This is a genomic window from Bradyrhizobium tunisiense (assembly GCF_042263385.1).
Lineage (GTDB): Bacteria > Pseudomonadota > Alphaproteobacteria > Rhizobiales > Xanthobacteraceae > Bradyrhizobium > Bradyrhizobium tunisiense.
Genome location: NZ_JBHLEV010000004.1, coordinates 781,163 through 804,335 on the forward strand (window position 1 = coordinate 781,163; position 23,173 = coordinate 804,335).

The window sequence follows — 23,173 nt, forward strand, 5'->3', positions numbered from 1 at the left end:
GAGACAATCCGTGCAAATATGACGGCTATGTCTACGATTTGGAAACAATCGTCGGTGCGGGCCCTTGGATAAGCTCGGCAGCCTCCGGGCTTTCGTGAAGGTGGTGGAAAGCGGCAGCTTTGCCGAAGCCGGCCGGCAGCTGCGGCTGTCGCGCTCGGCGATCAGCAAATACATCGCCGACCTCGAGGAGAGTCTCGGTGTCCAGCTCCTGAACCGGACCACGCGGCATGCGAGCCCGACCGAGAACGGCCAGCGCTATTTCGAACGTGCGCTCGTCATCCTCTCGGAGGTCGAGGCGGCCGACCAGGCGGTGGCACAGGCCCAGTCGGCGCCGCGCGGGCTGCTTCGCGTCAACGCGCCGATGTCGTTCGGAACGATGCGGCTCGGGCCCGTGCTCGCCGATTTCATGGCGCGCCATGGCGAGCTTCAGCTCCAGATCGTGCTCAGCGATGACCTGCTCGATCCCGTGCAGGACGGCTTTGACGTGACGCTGCGGATCGCGGAGCTCGAGTCCTCGAGCTTGATCGCGCGAAAGATCATGCCGATAGCGCGCATGATCTGCGCTTCGCCGGATTATCTGTCGCGTCACGGCACGCCAAAGCATCCGCAGGATCTGCGCGAGCACGCCTCGCTCACTTACGGCTTCCTGCTCACCGGCAACCAATGGAAGCTCACCGGCGCGGACGGCGATCACTGGATCCAGCCCGCCTGGTCGCTCTGCGTCAACAATGCCGAGGTGCTGCGCGACGTCGCGATCAAGGGCAGGGGGCTGGCGCTGCTGCCGGAGTTTATCGCCGCTGGCGCGTTGAAGAAGGGCGAGCTGCGAACGGTGCTGGACAATTATTCCGCGCCGCCGCTCGCGCTCTATGCAGTGTATCCGCCGACGCGGCATCTGTCGCTGAAGGTGCGGCTGTTCATCGATTTTCTGGTGGAGAGGTTCGGGCGGGAGGCGGAAGCGGACGTGCGTCGGCTGGCCGGGGCTAGCTGACCGAACGCTGTTCGGCAGGCTGAAGCAGATCGTCCAGCGCTCGCATCGACGCCCGTTGAAGATCGGCGAGCTCACGCGCAGAATTTTGGCGCTCAGGCTCCGACATCGCGGGCGCTGCCAGCTCGACATCACGGCAGCGGTCGAACAGGCGGACGAGGCCGAGCGCGCTCGCCGCGCTGCCGAGCTGGTGCGCGGATCGGGCGAGCTGCTTGTGATCGCCGCTCGCCGCGGCCTTGCCGATGTCCGCGATCAACTTGTCGCCGGTCTCCTGAAGCAAAACGTGGAGCTTTGCGATCTGCGTCGGGCCCAGCAGTTCTTTCTGGTCGTCGAGGAAGTGCCGGTCGATCAATGCGCCGGCGGCGAGCGGTGGCGCCGTTGGCTTGACTTCCGGATCTTCCTCGATCGCCTCGCGTAGCGCGTTGACCAGGATCGGCTTGCTGACGACCTTGGCGATCCCTGCGCTGGCGAGCCGCTTGCGCGCGCTGGTGGACACGTCGGCGGTCACGGCGATGATGCGCGGCATCTCGGCAAGACCGAGCGCGCCGATCCGCGAGGCCGCCTCCACGCCGTCCATGTCGGGCATGTGCAGATCCATCAGGATGACGTCGAACGCCTGATCGCGGGCGAGCGCGATGGCGGATGCGCCGTTCGTGGTGATCGTAGCTTGGTGGCCGAGCCGTTTCAGGATCGCCTCGCCGACTTCGCAATTGACGGGATCGTCGTCGACCAGGAGCACGCGGAGCTGTCGCGGCGGCGGCGGCAGCTCGCCGTGCGCGATGCCGCTCGCGGCGAGGCCGAGCGGCAATTGAAGCGTGAACGTACTGCCTGCGCCCGGCGTGCTCGCAACCGTCAACTCGCCGCGCATCAGGCGGGCCAGGCGCCGTGCGATCGCAAGACCAAGGCCGGTGCCGCCAAACCGCCGTGCGATGCTGTCGTCTGCCTGCACGAAATCCGCGAAGATCCGCTCGTGCATGTCGGGGGCGATGCCGATGCCGGTGTCGCGAACGGTGATGCGCAGCAGGACATGATCGTCGTGCCGCTCGGCGGCCGCGTTCACGGCGATCCCGCCCGATGGCGTGAACTTGATGGCGTTGCCGATCAGATTGAGCAGGATGCGATTGAGCCTGACGGGATCGCCGTGCACCGATGTATGGACCGACGCATCGCAGGCGAGGTCGAAGGCCAGTCCCTTGCCGAGGGCCTGGGGGCGCATCAGCTCGGCGGCCGCGTCGATGAGCTGGTCGAGGCGGAAATTGCGCGGCTCCAGGGTTTCGGTGCTGGCCTCCAGACGGGCATATTCCAGCACGGCATCGACCAGCGCGATCAGCGTTTCGCCCGACGCCGCGGCGGTCGCGAGGTGGCGCCGCTGCGCTTCGCTCAGGCTGCCGTCATCGAGCAATTGCAGTACACCCATCACGCCGTTCAGCGGCGTGCGCAGCTCGTGGCTGACGACGGCAAGAAAGCGCGATTTGGTCTCATTGGCCGCCACCGCCGCGCTGCGCGCGTTCTCGGCGGCGTCGTGCTCGGCAAGGGCCTGATCGCGCGCCTTCTCGAGCTCGGAGGTCCGCTCGATCACCTTGCGCTCGAGCGTCGCATAGGATTCGCGCAAGTGCGCGGCCATGCGGTTGAACTGGTCGCCGAGCGCTTCCAGCTCGTCGCCGGTCTTGATCGCGAGCCGCAGGCCGAGATCGCCGCTCCCGATCCGCCGCGCGCCCTGCGTCAGGAGCTGGATCGGCCCCGTCATGCGCCGGCTGAGGAAGAGAGACACCAGCACTGCACCGGCCAGCAGGCCGACGAGGAGGAAGGTCGAGCGGCCGATCGATGCGTAGATCGGCGCATAGGCCTCGCTGAGCGGCAGCTCGACGAACACCAGCCAGCCGAGCGAGGGGACCGTCGCATAGGTCGAGAGCACGCGTTGCCCGGTCAGACCCTCCTTGACCAATCCTCCTGAAGGGGGCCCCACGCCATCGAGCGCGGCGCGGACGTCCGCATCGCCGGTGAGATCGCTGCGCTGCAATGCCCGCCACAGATCGGGATGCGCGATCAGGACCCCCATGCGATCGACGACGTAGGCCTTGCCGGTGTTGCCGACCCTGATCCCGGTGACGAGGTCCCATATGAAACGCAAATTGACTTCGGCGACGATCACATTGGGATTGCGGCCGGTACCGCGCGTGGCAAGCGTCATGTACGGCTCGGTGTCGCCGAAGAAGTAGACCGGCCCGTAATAGGCCCGGCTTTCATTGGCGCCGCGAAAGGCGGGCGAGGCGGAGCGGTCGGCTTTGCTGCCGACCCTGTCGGCGACACGGCGGGACACGCGCACCTGCTCGAGCCCCCGCGAGTCCAGCTCGGCGACTTCCGCAATCGCCGGCGAGAGGCGCAGGAGGCGGATCGCGTTCAGACGCTCGTCGTCATTCGTCGACAGCTCCGGCGGCAGGCGCGAGAGCCATCGGATCTGGTTTTCGATCTGCCCGATGAACTGGCCGATCTGAATGGCCGCGGACGCCGCCTGCTCGCGCTGGGTTGCCGCCAGAAGCTGCTTCTGCTCGCGATAGGAGAACCAGACGTCGAAGCCGGTGTTGACGGCAAGCGCGGCAAAGGCGAGGGCGACGATCGAGTAGAGATATTTGCGGAACAGCCGGCCGGGAGGCGTCCGCAAAGGCTCCTGGTCGGCCGTCTCGTTCACTCGCGGATCTCGTCGGCGCGTGCGAGCAGGGTGAATGGCAGGGTCAGTCCCAGCGAGCGGGCGACGGTGCGGTTGATGAGCAGCTCGTATTTCCGCGGCGATTGCACCGGAAGATCACCGGCCTTGGTGCCGCGCAGGATGAGATCGACGTAATCGGCCGAGCGCACCTCCAGCGTCGGCCCGTAGCTCATCAACCCGCCCGCATCCATGAAGTAGTGGAACGGATAGATCGTGGGCACGCGAAATTTGTCGGCTGCCGCGACGACCGCCTTGCGGTTGACCACGAGGAAGCTGTCGACCAATGCGACCATCGCTGCCTTGGACGGTTCGGAGAAGCGCCTGACCACCTCGTCGATGTCCGCCGGCGCGTTTACGGGGGCGGGGATCGCGGATACGCCGCATGCTGCGGCCTCCTGCTCGATCGAGTCGAGAAAGAAACGTCCGCCGCGCGGCGTCGTCGCGGGGTTGAACAGGATGCCGACACGCGCGACGTCAGGCACGGCCTCGCGGATCAGCTGAAGCCATTTGCCGCCCATCTCGGCGGTGCTGTTGGTGAAGCCGGTGACGTTGCCGCCGGGATGGGCGAGGCTTGCGACGAAGCCGTTGCCGACGGGATCGTTGGCTGTGGCGAAAACGATCGGGATGGTCTTGGTGGCGGCCAGGACGGCCGCGGTTTCGATCGTCGAACCCGTCAGGATCACGTCCGGCTTCAGATCGAGCAACTCCTGAATCGCCGCCTTGAGCCTGTCCGGCGCGCCGAAGGTCGAACGGAGCTCGAGGCGAAAGTTGACGCCTTCGACCCAGCCGCGCTGCCTCAAGCCGATGACGAGACCGCCAAGGCGGGAGGTCGGGGTGTCGGTCATGCTGCGTCTGGTCAGCTCATCATCGAACGGCAATGCGGTCAGCGAGGCGACGATGCGCATGCGATCCGGCGTTGCGCCGAGCGCGGTCCATCCCGCAGCGGCTGCTCCGGCAAGACGAATGAAGCCGCGGCGATCGACCGCGAATGCGGAACGCCGTTCGATCATGGAATTCTTTGCATGATGGCTTGCCCCGGTTCGGATGCTTACCGCGAACGGGCCGCATCCACAATTGATGAAAAAATGCGCTTATGAACGCTCATTCGCAGCGTTTGGCAGCCCGATACCGTATTCCTACGCTGTCAGAGAGTCGCTGTTTCGAGCCTTGTCTCCTCCGTGGCGCTTTGTAACGCCTTGTGGTGTTGCAGCATTTTCCGTCTCGGTTGGCGATGACGGTTCGGGAAGACGACGTCGTAGCTGCCGATTTTGAAGCGTTGTTTCAAGTTGTTTCGAAGGTTCTAGATGCGCAAAATCTATCTCATTCCGGCCGTCGTCGGCCTGTTCACTTCCGTTGCAGCCGGGCCGCTCGCGGCCCAAGGGACCGTGCAGGGCGCCGTGCCGAAGCAGAAGGCTGCGCCGGCACCCAGAGCGGCGGCCGCCGGCGCTCCCGCTGCAGCCGGCACGCCCGTCGCCGCCGGGGCCCCGTCGGCCGAGGCACCAGGAGCGGAGGACAAGTCCAAAGCGGTCGACGGCTTCCGCTCCGCCAAGTTCGGCATGAACGAGGCCGATGTGCGCGCGGCGATGGCGAAGGATTTCAATGTCAGGCCCGACGCCATCAAGGCGCAGGACAACGCCGCCGAGCTGACGCACAGCCTGCTGTATTCGGCCCCCGATCTGCTGCCAAACGGCGGGACCGCGGAGCTCTCCTACGTGTTCGGCTACAAGTCGAAGTCGCTGATTCAGGTCGGCGCGGTCTGGTCGAAGGGAACCGATACGGCGATGACGCCGGAGAAGCTGTTCTCGAACGCCAACATCCTGCGCGCCCATTTCATTGGCGAAGGCTTCAAGCCCGACTCCATCGCGATCAACATGCCCGTCGCCGGCGGCATCGTCATGTTCCGTGGCAGCGACGCCAAGGATCGCTCGGTGATCCTGCTGCTCCAGGGCACGTTCGAAAACAAGGAGAACAGCCAGCGTGTGCTGACGCCGACCAGCCTGCTGCTGTTCTACGTGGCCGACGCCAAGAGCCCCGACATCTTCAAGCTGCCGCCCGGCCAGTTCTGAGCAGGATTCGACATGCGCGGGCCATCTGCGAGGCGGGACGAGGACGAACCGGGCCTGCGCGGACTTGCGCGCTTCCGTTCGATGTCGCTGCTCTGTGCGATGCAGATGGTCTTCCTGCCGGTGCACAGCGTCCGCGTTCAGGCGCAGACGCCGAACGTCATCATTCCCGACGGCCGCACCGGGACGTCCTTGCAGACCTCCGGCAGCGTGACCAACGTCACGACGTCGACGGTCTCGGGCAACAACGCCTTCAACTCGTTCTCGCAGTTCAGCGTCGGGCAGGGCAACACCGTCAACCTGCAACTGCCGACCGGGACGCAAAATCTCGTCAACATCGTTCGCGACGCGCCGGTCTACGTCAACGGCACCTTGAACTCCTACATGAACGGCGCGATCGGCGGTAACGTCTATTTCGCCGATCCCAAGGGTTTCGTGGTCAGCCGCAGCGGCGTCGTCAATGTCGGCAGCCTCAACGTCTCGACGCCGACGCGCGAGTTCACCGACAGCCTGGTCGGCGCGGGCGGGCAGATCAACCAGTCGGCGGTCGGCAATCTGATGGCGGGCTCGTTCCCGGTCTCGCCGGACGGCAACATCCGCATCTATGGCCGCGTCAACGCCCAGGACGGGGTGCGGCTGACCGGGCAGAACGTCTACGTCGGCGGTGCCAGCCAGCGCGACGTCGCCAATCTCGACCATGCCGCCAAGTTCGCAGCCTCGGTCAATTCGAAGGGCCTGCGCAGCGCCAGCGCGATCACCGTTAGCAACGGCTCGATCCATATCGGCGCCGTCAACAACGCCAGGGTCAACGGACGGCTGACGGCGCGCAGCAAGACCACGGCGCCGAGCAGCATCACCGTTCAGGCCGGCAACAATATCGAGATCGGCAAGAATGCCGGGCTGAATATCGCGAGCACGACTGGCAATAGCGGCGAGATCCGCCTGAAGGCGGCGCAGAACCTCACCGTGGCGGGCGGAGCCAAGTTCAACGCCAGCTCGAAGGCCGGCAATGCCGGCCTGGTCGATTTCAGCGCGAACGGGGTCATCGACGTCGGCCGCGGCGTCTCTGTCAATGTTGCCGCGCCCAACGGCAAGGCGGGCACGTTGCTGTTCGATCCGATCGATCTGGTGATCGGCGACGCCACCCAGGGCGACACCGGCGTGACCTTGTCGAACAGCTCGATCGCGAATGCGCTCGCGGGGCTCAGCGCCGGTGCCGATTACCTCGTTCAGGCGGACAACTCCATCACGCTCGCCGCGCATGCGATGATCGATGCCCGCCGTCTCGATGGCGCCGGCCATTCGACCGGCAACGCCAACAACGTCATCATCGACGCGCCGAACATCGATATCAAGAATGGCGCGCAGATCCTGGCGCAGACGGTCAATTTCGGCGGAACCAACTACGCCGACGGCAACGTCACGCTGAGAGCTACGGCAAGCGACATCAAGCTGTCCGGCCAGGCCACCGCAGCGACGGCGATCACCGTTGACGGCAGGATCGCGGGCGGCACCGTATCGATCACCGCGACCTCGACGGCTGTATCCAGTTTCCTCGACGGTTCGCCGGTCGGGGCGTTGGCGCTCGTCGGCTCGACGCTCGCCGGCTCGCTGCTGGGCCTCAATGGCGGCTATGTTGCGGCCAGCGCCACGGCGACCATCAACATCAACAGCCATGCCGACATCAACGGCCGCGGCGATGTCACCATTTCCGCCCATGCATCGGAAACCGCCTCGGATCCGGCCATCGCGTCCACCTTGCTCGGCAGCCTCACGCCGGTCGCCGCCGGCGTCGTTGTCGGCAAGATCGACGGCATCGCCACGACCAACGTGGCCTCGGGGGCGACGATCAATGCCGGGGGCAACCTCGAGATCAAGGCGCTCAACGATGCGACCATTGCCGTCTCCGCCCTCGCGGCATCGACGAGCGCGCAGATCGTCCCGACGGTGGCCTATTCCAAGGGGTCGGTGACCACGATCGCCAACGTCGAGAGCGGCGCGCATATTGCGGCGGGGACCGTGAACACGAGTGGGAGCACGCTGAAGGTACGCGCGATCAATAACAATTCGTTCTCGACCAGCGCGACGTCGGTTGCGGCACCCGGACTAGGGGCGAGCGGCGCCGTCGGAGGTGCGTTCGCCATCAGCGACATCACGACGTCCGTGACCGCAACGCTCGGCGCATCGCTCGGAACCGATGCCGCCAACCGGATGAACGGCTCCGTTCTGGTCGAGGCCACCTCCGACACCACGAGCAATTCCACGATGGCCTCGTCCATCGCCGGCTTGCCGGCGCTGATTGCGGCGATCGAGAGAGGACTGCGCGCCGTCACCGCGCCGACGTCGATCATCCAGGACCACATGTCCTCGCTGGTGCCGCTGAACTTCAATTTCAAGGCCGCGGGCGCGCTTGCCCTGGCCAGCAGCACTCAGAGTGCGACCGCCGCGATCGCCCAGAATCCGAGCGGCGGCGCGCCGAGCATCTATGCCAGCGGCAACGTCGCCGTCGCCAGCAACGTCATCGATCGCGGCGTTCGCAGCAATGCGACGGCCAGTGCGATTACCAAGGACGTGGTATCCGGCGAGAGCACGGCGATCAGCGCGGCCGTCGCCTGGGGCAATTTCACCCACAATTCGAACGCCTATGTCGGCAGCGGCACGCTGATCAACGCGGCAAACATCGCCGTCGATGCCACCACGGAATTGCCGATCACCAACACCTGGCTGAAATGGGACGGGTTGGGTGCGACGTTGAGCCATCTCAACGGCAGTTTCGGCGTCGGCGGCAACATCCTGACCAGCTATGCCAATGCCACGGCCGACGCCGGCGACACGATCGGCATCTCCGGTTCGCTCAACCATTTCGTCGTGAACAATAATACGACGGCGTGGGTCGCGGGTAGCGCGAGCCTGACGGCGACATGCACGACCGCGGCTTGCGGCAGCAGCTGGGCGGCCGGAATGGACAACGGCGACGTCCACACCTACGACGCCACCATTCAGATCGCGGCGACCACGACCACCGCGTCGATCGACGCCGCCGGCAATGTCGGCACGCTCGGTTTCCTGACCGGCAATACGTCGGGCGGCTCTTCGGTCGGCGGCGCGCTCAATCTCGTCCAGTTCAAGACCAACACCATTGCCGGCGTTTCGGACCGTGCGACGCTCCGGGCGGCGGACGACATCGCCGTCAACGCGATCACGTCGGACCAGTTCGTCGCCGTCGCGCCGTCGTCCGGCAAGGCCGCGGGCGCGCTGGCGCTTAACGGCATCACCTCGCTTGGCTTCCTGAACAACACGACGCATGCGTCGATCTCGAGCCAGGCCACCGTCTATGCTCCGACCGTTGGCATCCTGGCGCAGCAGGATCTGTCGGTCGTGACGCTTGCCGGCGCGATGAGCCGCAACACGAGCGGAGGTTCGGCAGTTGGCTTGGCGGTCGCCTATCTCGGTGCAAATGCCGACACCTCCGCCTATATTGGCGACAACCATTCCGACATCCGCCCGGGCCCGTTCAGCGCCAACGATCCGTTTGCCGGTACGAGCGGCGGGAGCGGCGCGGTCAATGTCGACAATCTCACGATCAGCGCGACCACGTCCGGCCGCATCACCGCGGCCGCCGTCGCGGCGTCGATCTCCGAGCCGGCCGCATCGAGCTTCTCCGACAAGGCGGGCGCTGCCGGAGCCGGCGCGACCGGGGGAACCGCGGGCATTACGACGGCCGTGAGCAAGATCGGCTCAACTTCGGGATCGAGCACCGACGGCTTCAGCATCGATCTGGCCGGAAGCTCCTCAGTGAGCGACGTCTCACTCGGCACCAGCGCCTACATCAGGAATACGACGGTCAACAAGTACACCACGACCGGAACCGTGGTGACGAACACGATCGTCCAGGCGCTCAACGACACCATGCTTAACAATGGTTCCGGTTCTGCGGCGCTCAATCTGGCCGGCGCATCTGCCCAGGGCGCTGCGATCGGCGGCGCCATCGCGGCGGCGATGTCCAGCAACGTGACGCTCGCCTATATCTACGGCACCACTGTGAACAACCAGAGTTCGCTGACAGTGCAGGCGCTCAACGGCGGCTCGGAAACCGTCATCGCCATCGGCGTGGCGGGATCGAAATCCAACGCGGCGGCGCTTTCTGCTTCCGTCGGCATCATCACGGATAGTGCCAACGCCTATATCGAGAGTTCGACGATCACGGGTCAGTCCTCAGGCGTCAATCGCGCGCTGGAGGTCGATGCCTACCAGACCACGAACGTCGCGATCGGCGGCGGCTCGCTCTACATCTCGGGCGGGCAGGCCGGCGTCGGCATCGGGCTGACCTATGCCTCGATCGCCGATCCCACCGGCGGCAACGCCACCGATGCGCATATCCGCGGCACGTCGATCTCCAACTACGACACCCTGTTGGTGATGGCCGACAGCGCCAGCGTGATCGCGGCCGGTGCGGCCTCGGGCGGCGCCGGTTCCAACGGACTTGCCGGCGCGATCGTCGTCAGCGAGATCACGCCCACCACGACCGCCTATATCAACAGCGGCGCGACGGTGAATATCAACGTCGGCCGCGTGACGGTGCTGGCGGACAGCGGCGCCGTGTCGGCGCTGGATACGGCGCTCGGCAACCTCGTCAAGAAGTCGAACAACAATCTTCTCGCCTCGGATACCTGCACCGTCGCCGGCGGCACGGGCGGGCAGAACTGCATCGACTTCAGCGCGGCCGCGCTCAACGACGGGACGGGCAACGGTCCGGGCGCCAGCATCGTCTCCGTTGCGGGCCTGATCCAGGCCGGCAAGAACAATGTCGGCGCCTCGATCGTCTACAACACCATCGCGACCACGCATTCGGCCTATATCGCCAACGTCCTGATGTCGGCAGGCACCAACGGCAATGTCAGCGTGAGCGCGGTCGACTCCTCGAAGATCCAGGCGGTCACGATCGGCTTCGGTCTTGCGACCGGACAATTTGCGGGCGTCGGCGGCACCACGATCAGCAGCATCTCCAATACCGTTTCGGCTTCTATCGGCAACAGCCAGTCGAGCACGACTCAATCGACCGTCACGGGCCGCAACATCTCTGTCAGCGCGATCGACAATTCCAGTATCACCGGAACCGCCGCGGTCGCGGGTGCCTCGACGCAGGGCAGCGCCGCGGGCCTGGCGCTGGTCAACAGCAGCATCGCCAACAATGTCAGCGCCGGCGTCACCGGCTCCAAGCTGACCGCATCGGGCAACGTCGCGGTCGGCGCGAACTCCAACGCCAGTATCTCGACCGTCGCCGTCGGCGTTGCGATGTCCTCGCAGGTGGGCCTTGCGGGCTCGGTCGCCACCAATCTGATGGGAACCAACGTCACCGCCAGCATCACCGCCGCCGGTACCAACGGCATCAACGGCGCCGACGTCACAGCCAGCAATAATGTCGGCGTGATCGCGGGCAACAACGACAAGGCGGGCGTATTCGCCGGCGCCGTGGCGATCAGCAAGGGCGCGGCCGGCGGCGCGGGTTCGCTGGTGACCAATCAGATCACCGGAACTACGGCGGCCTATATCAGCGGGGCGAACACCAAGGTCGATGCGCTCGGCACCAGCTCGACCGATACGCTGTCGGTCAACAACGGCACGCTCGTCCATGCCTTCGATCTCGGCACGGCCCATGCACCGACCGACACGACACCCGATCTCACCGAGAACCAGGACACCGTGCGCGGCCTTGCGGTCGTCGCAAGCTCGCACCAGGCGGTCGTGACCAACGTTGCCTCGCTCGCGGCGAGCAGCGGGATCGCCATCATGATCAACCCGATCACCAATGTGATGAGCGGGGCGACGAGAGCGTATATCGACGGCGCCGCCGTCGCCACGCGCCTGACCTCGTCGACGCTGGCGCCGCAGATCGTGGTCGCCGCGTCGAGCTTCTCCTATTCCGGCGCGTTCGGCGCCGGCATCGTTCCGCCCACCGGCACAGGTGGCGGCGGCGCCACCGTCATCAGCACGACGATGTCGCGCAGCACTTTCGCCACCATTACCAACGCCACGGTCGGCGGGGTGCAGTCGTCGAGCCCGACGGTCGGTGCCGTCACCGTCAAGGCCAATGCCGAGCAGGATGCGTCCTCGATCGCCGTCGGGTTCAACACCGGCTCGGTCGGGTTGAACGTGTTCCAGGCAACCACGGAGGCCTATGTCGACGGCGGCGCGCTGACGGCGACGTCGCTGACGGTCAACGCCAACAACAACACTGGCATCTTCTCCGCGAACGGCTCGGGGGCCTATGGCAGCCAGGCCGCGATCGGCGCGGCCTTCCTGGTCCAGGTCTCCTCGAACCGAACCGAGGCCTATGTCGGCGACGAATTCGCCTATCATGGCGGCACGACGCCACACACGACCGCGCTCAATCTGAGCGGCGCGCTCGACGTCCAGGCCAAGACCAAGAACCGCTTCGAAGCCTATGCGATCGGCGGCGCGCTCTCGACCGGGACAGCGGCGATCGCGGGCATGGCGAACATTGAGATCGCCAACAACACCACCATCGCAGGCGTCTACGACACCACGCTGCAAGGGGTGACGGGCGGTGCGGCCGGCGCGGTCACCATCAACGCCAACGAGGACGTGGCGATCAAGGAGATCGCCGGTGCGCTCGCGGTCGGCGCCAGCGGGGCCGGTGTCGGCGTCGGAGCTGCGGCCAACGTCATTGTCTTCAAGAGCCAGACCATCGCGGAAAGCCGCAACAGCAACCTGAATTCGTCCGGCGCGATCAACGTGGGCGCGCTCAGCACCAAGGAGGTGCTGTCCTATGCGGTAACGGCGGGCATCGGCGGCAGCGTCGGCATCGGTGCGACGGTCGGCGTCATCATCATCGGCACCAACACCGCCGATCCGGATACGCAGGGGCAGCAGACCGGTCAGCTCAACCAGAATGGCAACGGAACGATCGCGGCGGTGAACGCGAGGACCAGCACCGCGCAGGGCGGCAATGCGGTCGCGAGCGGGACGGCCGGCAATCCCAACAATGCCAACGTGACCTCGACCTACAACGTCAGCAGCGTGCTCACGGGCGGCGATGACGGCGTGACCGCGCAGATCGCGGGCGGCAACGTCACGGGTACGCAGGTCAATGTCGGTGCCACCAGCGCCAATGCCGCCAAGATGTACCTGCTCGGTGCCGGCTTTGCGAAGAACGTCGGCATCGGCGCCGGCATCGGTTACACCAGCGTCAACAGCAGCGTGCTGGCCAATCTGAGCGCGATCGTGTCCGCGCCGTCCGTGACGGTTGCAGCGATCGTGAAGGACGCCAGCACCGGGCCTTATGCCGGCAAGACTATCGACACCGAGGCGATCGCGGGCGGGGCGGCGCTTTACTTCGGCGCGCAGGCAGCCGTGGCGTTCGGCAATGTCACCAACACCGTGACGGCCCAGCTCGGCGGCCAGGTCACCGGCACGGGCGGCACGGGTGTCGCCGTCATGGCGCAGGACACCTCGACCCAAGTCGTCTTCACGGGCGGCGTCACCGCCGGTGCCGCGGCGGTCGGCGCGTCGGTCGCGACGGCCGGACGGTCGAGTTCGGTCGCGGCAAAGGTCCTGGACGACGCCATTGTCAATACCTCGACGCTGGCGGTGGGCGCGGCTGGAGCCGGCAAGCTGTCGACGACCGCAACGGCGCTGGGCGGCGGCATCCTCGCCGGCGTCGGCGCGGATGCGGAGGTGCACGAAAATTCGAGCGTGGTCGCCGATATCGGCGCAGGTTCCTCGATCACCACGTCCGCGACCGGTGTCGGCACGCTGGTGACGGCATCGATCACGCCCAATCTGTCGAGCGAGGCGATCGGCGTCTCGGTGGGTGGTGGTGCGGTCGGTGTCGCCATTGCCCAATCGACGGTCGGAGCCACTGTTACGGCCGATGTCGGCGACGACGCCATCTTCTCGGGCGGCGCGCTCGCCGTGACCGCGATGGCGCTCGTCCCGATCATCGGGATGCAGACCAATACTGACGGAAGCACGACGACTATCTACGGCACGACGACCTACGCCAAATCGCTTGCGGGCGGCGGCGGTTCGCTGATCGGCGCGCAGGGCAGCTACGCCAGGGCCTCGCAGAACGCGACCGTCAGTGCGTATGGCGGAACCGGGATCGAGCTTCCGAACGCCGATGTGCTCATCGCGGCTCAGAACGACAGCGCTCAATATGCCGAGGCGACCGGCCTTTCGACCGGTTTCCTGGCCCTGGGGGCGACCGTCGCCCAGACCTCGTCGAGCGCGCACACCTACGCCTATCTGGGTGCGCCCGCGGACATGGATAACCTCAATCGCACCAACTACACGGGCATCCTCGAGATCACGGCGACCGGTACGGATGCCAATGTTTCCAATGCGACGGTCGGCGCGGGTGGTACCTACGCCGGCGCGGCGGCGGTCGCCACGACCAGCTCCACCGCCGTGACCAATGCGCGGTTCGACGGCGGCGCGACGGATGACACGCTCTATTTCGGCGGCATCAAGGTCGCGGCAGAGCACACCACCAAGTATGCCGCAAGCGGCGACGCCTACCAGGCGTCCACGGCCGGCGTCTCCGCCGGCAAGGCGCAGAACGACGTCACCTCGACCACCACGGCCGAGATCGGAACCCATCTGATCATCAACTCCGATGGCGGCGACATGATCGTCACCTCCAAAGATAACGTGAACCAGGCCGGTGGCGGGGCGCGTTCGGGCTCCGGCGGCTCGTTCTCGGGTGCCGCTGCGCTGAGCGACTCCACGGTCACCCAGATCGTCACCACCAATATCGGCGCCGGGACGATCCTGAGTCTCAACGGTGATCCGCGAACCTCGGCAGGCGTGATCGATATCGAGGCCTACAACACGCTGAACACCAGGGACACGGCGAGCCTCGCCACGGCCAGCTTCTTCGCCGGCGGTGGCGCCGAATCCAACATGACGGCGAACGCCACGCTCGCGGTCAACATCCATGCCCGGGAGCTGTTCAGCGTCGGCAAGATCTTCATCGGCACGGCTGCGAAGATGGCCGCGTCCAACAACGCCAACGCCAGTCTCTACGGCGCGATCGCCGGCGTCGGTGCCAGCACCAACACCTGGGTCCACGCCATCCAGGACGTCACCGTCGACAGCGGCACGACCATCCAGGCCTGGCGCGACATCAACATCTTTGCCGGCATGTCTGGCGACACCATCACTTTCAGCAGCATCCAGGCGACGGCGACGACGGTCGTCTACAACAATACCGCGATTCCGATCTCCACCCTGTACCGCGGCACGGCCAATGCGGGCGGCGACAGCAGCCTGACGCTGGCCGACGGCTCCCGCGTGCTCGGCGTCCGCGACATCTATCTGGGCGCGACGCAGGGGCAGGTGACCGCGACCGGCAACGGCAGCAATTACAATCCGTACCTCGACATCTTCAGCGCCAAGAACAGCGACAATCACAGCCACACCAGCGGAACCGGCGACGTCGCGCTCAACGGCCTCGTGGTGGCCGGCATCAACAACGACGTGCTCATCACGATCGATCTCGGTGCAGGCGCGCCGACCCTCAGCACGACGAGCCCATACTCGTCGCTGTCCTCCACGCTCGAATATGTCTCCGACGTCGATCATTTCAGCCCGGTGAAGAGCTGGAACCACCAGACGATCCAGTACACCATCGTCGGCGGGTTCAATCCTTACCAGAACATCGTGAACCAGCTCGGCACGCTCACCGGCCTGACCGATGCTCAGATCCGGACCGCGCTCGCGGCGTCGACGTCCACACATCCCGCCACGATGACGCCGTCCGGGGCCGATCCGACCGGGGACATCCAGCGTCAGATCAACGCCTTGATCCAGCAGGCGCCATATACCTCCGATGCCGGCGGCAACGCCTTCGCCTTCGGCGACATGCTGGTGTCCGCAGGCAATGTCTCGATCCTGGCGCAGAAGCTCACCGGAAACAGCCTTGCCGGTCATTCGGCGCCAGCGGTCATCGCGCGCGGATCGCCCATGATCAAGGTCGAGAACCGCGGCCTCGACTTCATGGATTTCGCGAACCTCACCGTCACCAATGTGACCGGCGGCAACATCACCTACCGCCAGATCGACCATGTCGACCCGGATTCGCATTCCAACGTGACCTTCATCGCCATGCCGAGCGCGACGCCGATCATCGATATCTCGGCGACCTACAACCGCGTCGATCCCAGCACCGGGCTCGGCGTCGACGACAATGGCAACCAGCTGACCCGCAAGCCGGACATCTACTTCGACGGCATCGTCACCAACGAGAACGGTCTGCTCAAGATCACCAGCCAGCTCGGCAGCGTCGTGGCGTCGCAGTCGCTCAATGCCGCGACCATCCAGATGGTGGCGCCCAACGGTTCGTTCATCTTCCTCGGCGGCATCGGCAGCTTCTACAACTCCAACCACGATGTCACCGCGCAATGGGCCGGCGTCCAGTACAAGCCGGCCGACAACGACACGCTGACGGCGGTGATGGCGGCGGCAACCTTCCTCGGCGCCTATGGCGCGTACGAGTACAGTCCGCACATCGGCGCAGGCGGCAATCACCCGTATTTCTATTACTGCTGCGTCGACGGGAATACCGGCGTTCAACAAACGGCCGCCAACAGCACGGTCTTCACCGCGCGCATGCTGATGACCTATTACGATGGCCTGTCGCTCTATTCGGCGATCTTCCTGCCGATGGGCAACGGCACGCCCAACGGGGGCGGCGGCAGCGTGGGTAGCCCCGCGACGCTCGCGGCGATGGAAGGACCGACGGTACAGCCGATCGTCACCGCGCCGTGGGAACGCAACACCTATGCCGGCCAGGGCGTCTTCAGCAACACGACTCGCGATGAGACGATCACAAATCCCGACGGCTCGACCTCGACCCGCACCTACACGTATTACTCGCCGTTCAATTGCTCGGGCTGCGGGGCCTATTTCCAGGTTGTCAATGTCCAGAACGACGTGATCACGCCGAGGACTGCGAACACGAACGCGCAGTCGAACTGGAGTTCGACCACGCCCTCTGGCCACCAGAATCCCGCGAACGCGCCCTTCATCCTCGGCCAGGCGATCATCATTTCGGCGGGCGTCATCAACGTCAACGGCCTGATCCAGAGCGGCACGAGCAGCAATTACTCGGTCGACATCGGCAGCGGCGCGTTGTCCGCCATCAACGACCTCAAGAGCAACAGCGCGGCCTTCGCCCAGGCCCAGGCCAACGCGCGGAATGGCAGCTATTACGACATCACGGCCGCTGCCGCGCCGTTGGTCGGCAGCGATATCAAGATCGGAGTGCGGTACAACGCGCTCACCGACCAGATCCTCGTGAACGGAGTGGTGCAGGGCTCCGGCGGCTACGTCTATCTGAACGGCAAGATCATCTCGACGTCCACCGACGGCACCTCACAGGGCACGATCGCGGTCAAGGGTGGTGCGGGCACGATCACGGTCAACAACTCGACCGGGCTCCAGCTCGTCACCAACACCATCAACACCGGCGTCAGCGCGCCCAGCGTCATCCAGATCGTCGATCAGCTTCAGCAGCAGACGACGTGGTACGTCTACAATCCGTCCGCGTCGGGCGGACAGCAGGTGTCGACGTACAGGACGGCCGGCGTCAATGCGAGCGCGTACACCGGCGCGATGTTGACCGGCATGAGCGGAACGGCGGGCATCCAGTACGCCGTGAAGCCCAACATGTACTACCAGTGGGTCGACACGGCGACGCTCGATCGCCCGGTGACGAGCTCGCAATTCGACTATGGCTGGCACTACACGCCGAATGCGGCGACCGGAGAGAACTGGACCCGCAGCATCAGCCTGGTTGAGAACGTGATGCAGGCCACGGGCGGGGGCGGCAACACCGGCCAATTGCAGACCGCCAACTTCCAGGAAGTGATCACGGCGACCGGCAGCTATCATAACGGTGGCTACAACACGACCGCCGACAAGTGTTGCGGTGCGGACGCCCAGTTCAATTGGTACCAGCAGATCTACGATCACCTGACGCTCACGCTGACCAACACGGTCAAGGCGTCGAACCCGATCAACATCCAGTTCAGCGGCGGCGGCGCGAGCACGGTCAATGTCAGCTCGAACTCCGGAATCGTCATCAACGGGCCGATCAACAACCTCTCGGGTGATACGACGGTCATCGCCACCGGCGCCAATTCGGCCATCACGTCCGGCGCGAGCGCCAACAATCCGATGATCTCGGGCAAGAACGTGACCCTGTCGGCCGATGGTGGCATCGGCACGCTGGGCACGAACGGTGCTCCGGTCCAGGTGCAGGTCTACGGTGGCAGTCTGACAGCCACCTCGATCGATCGCGACATCGCGATCGCGGCCGTCGGCGCGCTCTCGATCAATCAGGTCGCCGTCAATTCGGGTGTCTCCGGCCGCGCGCCGCAGGGCAGCGTCTTCATCTCGGCGACCGGCGACATCAACTCGGCGGCCCCTTACAACGTCGCCACGCCCGTCGTGATCGGCAAGAATGTCGAGATCAACTCCTCTGCCGGCGCGATCGGCGCGACCAGCGCCGTGGTCAACGGCGCGTCCACCCTGACCAACATCAATCCTCTGGTGATCCAGGCGACGGGCACCACGCAGACCAACGGCACCGTCGACGGCGGCGTGCTCGATAGCGCTTCGGCAAACGGCACCTACATCGTCCAGTCCAAGGGCGATTTGCGTCTCGGCACGATCCAGTCGACCGGCGGCCCCGTCTTCCTCGAGGCCGCTGGATCCGACGGCAACCAGGCCAGCATCCTCAACGGCCGGGCGGCGGTCGGTCTCACTCAGGCGCAGAGCCAGCATCTCCAGGATGTCTGGGCGAGCCTCGACCTGCTGAGCGGCAACGCCGCCACCAACGCCGTCAACAGTTACCAATCCATGGTGACGTCGGCCTATAACGACTACTTCCAGCTCAAGAACATCGCGTTCCCGAACGGCAGCACCTACGCTCCGACGTCGGTCGGCCTGACGGTGCTGCGGGCGCAGGTCGCGGCCAAGCTCGGCATCGATCCAACCAACGTCACCGCGACGCAGATGAAAACCGAGGCCACGACCCGGTTCCTGCGGGATCAGTTCCTGCTCGGCCAGATCACCACCGACCAGCTCAAGAGCTCGCTGACGACCTTGCTCGGCAGCGCACCCACCGATCCGCTGGGGACGGTGTTCGGCAGCTCGCTGTCGTCGACCCTGTTCACCAAGCTCTTCGATGGCGTCTCGACGGCCAATCAGCGCTTGCCGAGCAACGCTGCGCTGCAGACCGCGCTCAATGCCTACAATGCGAGTTACAGTTACACGCTCGCGTCGACCGAGCGGGTCTACGGCATCATCACCGCGGGCTCGCAGTGGACGCAGAGCCAGCTCGCCTACACGGTGTCGTCGTCGGCCGTCGGTGCCGCGCCGCCGCCCATCGACGACAACGTCGTGGCCAATGTCAGCGCCAACCAGATCATGCTCTACGCGCCGCGCGGCTCGGTCGGCAATTCGGCCGCGCCTCAGACCTTTACCTTCACCAGCGTCGACTCCTCGTCGCTGACGCCGGAGCAGCGAGGCTTGCTCGCCACGGCCGGTCCCGGCCAGCTCACCGTCGGTGCGGTGACGGACCCGACCACCCATGTCACGACCTATACGGTCAGCCTGTCGCAGCAGAACCTCGTCGTCGTCGACAACCCGATCGCGATCTCGGCCAAGGCGCTGACCAACATCTATCTCGGCAGCAAGAACAGCCTCGCGCTCGGTGGCGTCACCGCCAATTACGGCCCGATCGCGGCCGCGCAGGCCAACGGCATCCAGGTGACCGGCCGCGGCGACGTCAAGCTCGACGCCGTCACCAGCATCTTCGCCAATGTGGGCGGTGCCGTGATCTCGGGCGATATCGCCACCCTGACCCTGATCGCCGAGCGCGGCAATGTCGGGGCTCCCGGTGCGGCCGGAAGCAATCCCGCCAACAATTCGAACGCGCTTCAGATCGCCTTTGCCGACCCGGGCAACGATCAGCTCGACCAGGTCTCGTCGGCGCAGGGCATCTATGTGAAGCAGACCACCGGCGATCTCATTCTCGGCAACATTTCCGCCGGCAACGCGATTCAGCTGGCCGCGGCCGGCAGCATCTACGCCGAGGCCGGCTTCACGGATCGTACGGCGATCCATATTCTCGGCACCGACCTCGATCTGCGCGCCGGCGGCGACATCGGCTTCAACGGCGGGGCCTTCCAGCCGCTGCAGGTGAACATCTCGGGCGCGGTGACCGGCTCGGCGGTCGGCGATCTCAGCCTCCTTGCCGTCACCGGCGATCTCGGGGTCGGCACGAGCGGTTCCTACGGGACGCTGACGGCCGGCGGCGCGCTGACGCTGAACGTTGCGCGCGGCGCGCTCACCATCAATACCAGCATCAGCAGCGACGGCCTGATGCAGCTGCTTGCCAATCGCGGCATGACCTTCGTGGCCGGCACCAGTGCGGCGCCCGTGGTTGCGACCAGCAGCACGGACGGCGTGACGCTGGTGGCCGCGACGCTGTCGATGGGCGCCCATTCGGCCATCAACGCGGCTGGCCTGATCTCGGTGACCACCACGGGCGATGCGACCATCGGCCAGCTGAATTCGTCGCAGACCTACGCCGCCGCCTCGAGCACGCCCTCGATCATCGTCACCGCCGGCGGCGTCGCCTCGCTCGGCGCGATCATCGACAATGGCGACGGCCAGACCAAGTTCATCGCGTCCGGCGCAGGCGCCGAAGTGTCGCTCAGCGCATCAAACGGCATCGGCAACGCGGCGAGCCGGTTCACCACCAACGCCGCGCGGCTGTCGGCCTCCGCGAGCGCCGGCAACATCTATCTTAAGGCGCTGATCGACACCGAGGTCAGCCTGCTGTCCGCGGTGAACGGCAGCGTGGACATCGTCGGCACAGGTGGGCTGACGCTCGACCAGGTGCTGGCGGGCACGGCGACCGGCGCGAACGGCAGCTTCAGCGCAATCGCGAACAACGGCAGCATCGTCATCGGCACTGCCGACAGCAGCGGCTCGCAGACGGTCCATGCGACTGAGAATGTGACGTTCAAGTCGCTCACGGCCGCCGGACATGCCGGCGACGCCGGCAACATCAACGTCACCGCCAACACCGGCTTCATCCTGGCGCAGACGGTGATGTCGGGCGGCGTCGTCACGCTGGGCTCGGTCTCGGCCCATGGCTCCGCGACGCTGCTTGCCGCCGCGACCATCACCGGCAACGCGCTCGCCGCCACGACCGGCTCCGGGCTGCTGACGGCGAACGGCGGTCCGGTCAACTGGAAAGCCCTCGACGTCAGCACGACGCTGGGCGTGACCGCGAGCCAGGGCAGCATCACCCTCCAGACCGCGCAGAGCGGTGGCACGCAGACCATCCGGGCCCGCGACAACGTCACCTTCAGCGCGCTGACGGCGAGCGGCATCACCGGCGATGCCGGCAACATCAACGTCACCGCCGACACCGGCTTCATCCTGGCGCAGGCGGTGATGTCGGGCGGCGTCGTCACGCTGGGCTCGGTCTCGGCCCATGGCTCCGCGACGCTGCAGGCCGCCACGACCATCAGCGGCAACACGTTCGCTGCCACGACCGGCTCCGGGCTGCTGACGGCCAATGGCGGTTCGGTCAACTGGAACGCCCTCAACGTCGGCACGACGCTGGGCGTGACCGCGATCCAGGGCAGCATTACCCTTCAGACCGCGCAGAGCGGCGGCACGCAGACCATCCGCGCCCGCGACAACGTCACCTTCAACGCGCTGACGGCGAGCGGCATCACCGGCGATGCCGGCAACATCAACGCCACCGCCGACAGCGGCTTCATCCTGGCGCAGGCGGTGATGTCGGGCGGCGTCGTCACGCTGGGCTCGGTCTCGGCCCATGGCTCGGCGACGTTGCTGGCCGCCACGACCATCACCGGCAACGCGCTCGCCGCCACGACCGGCTCCGGGCTGCTGACGGCCAACGGCGGTCCGGTCAACTGGAACGCCCTCGACGTGGGCACGACGCTGGGCGTGACCGCGAGCCAGGGCAGCATCACCCTTCAGACCGCGCAGAGCGGCGGCACACAAACCATCCGTGCCCGCGACAACGTCACCTTCAACGCGCTGACGGCGAGCGGCATCAGCGGCGATGCCGGCAGCATCAACGTCACCGCGGATAACGGTTTCATCCTGGCGCAGACGGTGATGTCCGGCGGCGTCCCGACACTCGGCTCGGTCTCCGCCCAAGGCTCGGCGAAGCTGATCGCCGCGGGCACCAACACCGGTCACAACCTCACGGCCGCGACCGGCAACGCAATCCTCAGCGGCACGGTCGTTCATTGGGATAATCTCAACGTTGGCGGCACGCTCGACGTTACCGCGACGACGGGAGGAATGACCCTCGGCACCGCCGTCAGCGGTGGCACGCAGACCCTGCATGCCGTGAACGACATCGTCTTCAGCCAGCTCACCACGACAGGTATCCCTGGCGATGCCGGCGACCTCGACGTCAAGTCCGACACCGGCTCGCTCCGCGGCGGATCGATCTCCGCCAACGGCGAAACGCATTTCGAGGTGGCCGGCTCGATCTCGCTCGACCGGGTCAGCGGCAACGTCGTCAAGATGACCTCGTCGGGCGACCTGACCATCAACTGGGTCAGCGTCGTGCGAGAGCTCGATCTCGCGGCTGATACGATCGACGTCAAGGGCGAGCAGCTTCGCTCGAACCCGGCGGTCCCGCTCGTTCTCAACGTCACCGGCTATAACGGCGGCGTCGCGAAGTCCGCCAACATCTGGATCGACCCCGATCTCATCATCGTCAATCAGTTCAGGGTGGTGGACGCGACCTTCTGGACGGACGCACCGGCCGTCTCGATCCTGAACGGCTATGTCCCGGGCCAGCTGATGCTCACTACGGCCAACGCGCAAGTGCTGCTCAACAACCGCACGCCGGCGCCGTCCAACTGGCCGTCGCTTCAGCTCTACCAGCCGGGCGGCGTATTCACGATGAGCCAGGTCGGTAACGCCAATGTCAGCAACGCCTATGTGGTGTTCTACACCGGCAACGTCTCGGCGACAGTGACCAATTACGGCCCGACCCATACCTGCTGCTACGACTTCACCGGCGCCAGCATGGCGCGCAACATCGCGGTCGACGGCCAGGGTAAAGAGAACATCGAGACCTGGCTCGCGAAGAGGGACGGGGGGACGTTCTACCTGCTCGGTCTCTCCGGCCAGGCGCGGCTCGATGCGTTGCTGACGCCGCGGCCGGTCGAGGCCATCGGCTCCGGTCCCGCCGTCAACACCGAGGGGCTCAGCGACATGCGCAAGCTGCTCCAGAAGGGTCAGCGTGCGGGACGCACGGGCTGGAAGGACGCTGCGATCCAGACGGCGAGGCCGGCGATGGGCCGTCTCGCAGAGGCATGGTAACCG

Annotated in this window: 5 protein-coding genes; 3 read left to right on the top strand and 2 right to left on the bottom strand. The window is 65.9% G+C overall.

The genetic code is table 11. The features are described from left to right. Positions 1-64: 64 nt before the first annotated feature. Positions 65-988 carry a LysR family transcriptional regulator gene (locus ACFDR6_RS22385; protein ID WP_375859507.1) on the top strand — a complete coding sequence of 308 codons (924 nt, stop codon included), beginning with the start codon at positions 65-67 and terminating at the stop codon, positions 986-988. Here the strand turns inward: ACFDR6_RS22385 and ACFDR6_RS22390 are convergent. Both ACFDR6_RS22390 and ACFDR6_RS22395 read right to left on the bottom strand, forming a co-directional pair. Then, entirely contained in the window at positions 981-3,674 is a 2,694-nt protein-coding gene (locus ACFDR6_RS22390) for a hybrid sensor histidine kinase/response regulator (protein ID WP_375859508.1), read from the bottom strand. The two genes, ACFDR6_RS22385 and ACFDR6_RS22390, sit on opposite strands and share 8 nt — an antisense overlap. After that, positions 3,671-4,702, bottom strand: a complete 1,032-nt coding sequence (locus tag ACFDR6_RS22395) for an ABC transporter substrate-binding protein (RefSeq protein ID WP_317240243.1) — start codon at positions 4,700-4,702, stop codon at positions 3,671-3,673. The genes ACFDR6_RS22390 and ACFDR6_RS22395 overlap by 4 nt, the downstream gene beginning before the upstream one ends. A gap of 294 nt (positions 4,703-4,996) precedes the next feature. On the opposite strand from ACFDR6_RS22395, the gene ACFDR6_RS22400 reads away from it, so the two are divergent. Together ACFDR6_RS22400 and ACFDR6_RS22405 are read left to right on the top strand one after the other, a co-directional pair. Further along, positions 4,997-5,758 carry a hypothetical protein gene (locus ACFDR6_RS22400; protein WP_375859509.1) on the top strand — a complete coding sequence of 254 codons (762 nt, stop codon included), beginning with the start codon at positions 4,997-4,999 and terminating at the stop codon, positions 5,756-5,758. 12 nt (positions 5,759-5,770) lie between these two features. Beyond that, entirely contained in the window at positions 5,771-23,170 is a 17,400-nt protein-coding gene (locus tag ACFDR6_RS22405; RefSeq protein WP_375859510.1) for a leukotoxin LktA family filamentous adhesin, read from the top strand. Positions 23,171-23,173 lie beyond the last annotated feature (3 nt).